The sequence below is a fragment of the Nonomuraea sp. NPDC050404 genome, assembly GCF_040655495.1.
Taxonomy (GTDB): Bacteria; Actinomycetota; Actinomycetes; order Streptosporangiales; family Streptosporangiaceae; genus Nonomuraea.
Map to the genome: position 1 here is coordinate 1 of NZ_JBFAKB010000087.1, position 2,036 is coordinate 2,036.

The following is a 2,036-nucleotide window of genomic DNA, read 5'->3' on the forward strand; positions in this document are numbered from 1 at the left end:
CAGCGTCATGCGATGGCCCGCCCCAACCGTACCGGGGACAATACGGGCGAACCGCGGAGCTGCTCACACAATCCAGCCCACTGAAGAATCGAGGCCATTGGGCCACGGACGCCAGAAAAACGTGGACCGACGGGATCTCGAAACCCGAACTCCTGCTTGCAAGGCAGGTGTGATGCCTTTTCACCATCAGCCCATGGTGTTCCGCTGTGGAGTTGTCAAGAATGGGAACAAAAAGGCCGCCGGGTGTGCACCTGGCGGCCTCCGGTCAACCCTTCGTGGATTATCCGGAAGCCTGCCTGAGCAGGGCGTAGGCCAGCGCCGCAAGACGGCGGCGGTGACACCGTTCCTGCTCGTTCGCGGCTGCTGCGCTTCGCATGACCGGCCCTTCTACGACGTTGATCTGTGCTCTGTTGTCGTTCACACTAAGGCCGGCGCGACGGCCGTGCCACTTATTTATTGGGACGCGCGCCAACGCCATTTGGTTTCCGCGCCTGGCATTGACGCCGCGTCAACCTTCTACCCTGGGGTCATGCGGATCGGAGAGCTGGCGGCGCTGCTCGGAGTGTCCACCCGGACAGTGCGTTACTACCACCACCAGGGCGTGCTGCCGGAGCCGCCGCGCCTGGCCAACGGATACCGCGAGTACGGCATGCGCGACGCCATCGCCCTGGCCCGCGTGCGCCGGCTGGTCGAGCTCGGCCTGACCCTGGACGAGGCGCGCGACGCCATCGCCGGGGACCGCTCCAGGGAGCTGCCCGAGATCCTCGCCGAGATCGACGCGGAGCTGGCCGCGCAGGAGCTGGAGATCCAGCGCAGGCGGGCGCGCCTGGCCGAGGTCCTCGACCGGGCCGAGGACGGGATGCTGGCCCCCGACGACGTAGCCTCGCCGGACCTGCTGGCACTGCTGCGCACCGTGCACGTGCCGGCCTCGAAGGCGGCCGCGTGGGATCGCGACCTGCTCATGCTGATGGACACCGTGGCCGAGGTCCCCGACCGGCAGCGGGCCTTCGCGATGCTGGACTCTCTGGCCGCCGATCCAGGGACGAGGGCGCTCGGGCACGATTTCTACCGCAGGCTGGACGAGCTGGCCGAGGCCGGGCCCGACGATCCCAGAATCGCGCCGCTGGCCGAGGACCTGGCCGACTACAGCCTCAAGCACCTGCTCGACCTCCAGCCGGGCGGCCCGAAGGATTGGGACATGGAGCTGCTCGAACCGTTTCTCGAAGAACTCGCTCCCGCGCAGGCCGAGGTGGTGCGCCGGGTGACCCGCCGCATCGCCTCCCGCCCGGCCTGAGCCGCGCTCTGGCATCATGGGCAACCGGAACGGGGTTCCGAGGGCTCGATTGCGGAGAGGACGGCGCGGTGGACGACGGCAACGGGAGCACTGGGCAGGCGGTCCCGCGTAAGCGGGCCGACGCGCGGCGCAACGAGAAGACGCTGCTCGACGCCGCCGCGGCGGTCTTCGTCGCCTCGGGCGTGGAGGCGCCGGTGCGCGACGTCGCGGCCAAGGCGGGCGTCGGGGTGGCCACGATCTACCGCCACTTCCCGACGCGGGCCGACCTCATCATCGCCGTCTACCGCCACCAGGTCGAAGCCCTCGCCGAGGCCGGTCCCGCCCTGCTGACCGGCGGCGTGACCCCGCATGTCGCGCTGGGCAGGTGGATCGACCAGTTCGTCGACTTCCTGGTCACCAAGCACGGCCTCGCCGCCGCGCTGCAGTCCGACGAGGCCGGCTTCGAGGCGCTGCACGCCTACTTCATCGACCGGCTGCTGCCCGTGGCCGCCCAGCTGCTCGAAGCGGCCTCCGCCGCCGGCGAGATCCGTTCCGGCATCGAGGCGTACGAGCTGCTGCGCGGCGTCGGGAACCTGTGCATCGGCGCGGAGCACGACTCCCGCTACGACGCACGGCGGCTGGTCGAACTGCTCATCGCGGGACTGCGGCGCTAGCCCCGTTTTCCGCACGTGGAGTTAAGTGAAGATCGTTGAGTTTGCCGTGGTGATCGTCGCGCGGTATGACCTGGGCTCGTGAGACAGCG

Annotated in this window: 2 protein-coding genes and 1 tRNA gene; 2 read left to right on the forward strand and 1 reads right to left on the reverse strand. The window is 69.3% G+C overall.

Annotation, left to right across the window (positions count from 1 at the left end; all coding sequences use genetic code 11):
* Positions 1–122: 122 nt before the first annotated feature.
* Positions 123–193: transfer RNA gene (locus AB0I81_RS63925), tRNA-Ala, on the reverse strand.
* Positions 194–529: 336 nt separating this feature from the next.
* Between AB0I81_RS63925 and AB0I81_RS63930 the strand changes: the two genes are divergently transcribed.
* Together AB0I81_RS63930 and AB0I81_RS63935 are read left to right on the forward strand one after the other, a co-directional pair.
* Entirely contained in the window at positions 530–1,294 is a 765-nt protein-coding gene (locus AB0I81_RS63930) for a MerR family transcriptional regulator (protein WP_360680670.1), read from the forward strand.
* 68 nt (positions 1,295–1,362) lie between these two features.
* A complete protein-coding gene (locus tag AB0I81_RS63935) occupies positions 1,363–1,947 on the forward strand; it encodes a TetR/AcrR family transcriptional regulator (RefSeq protein ID WP_360680673.1) in 585 nt (194 codons plus the stop codon).
* Positions 1,948–2,036 lie beyond the last annotated feature (89 nt).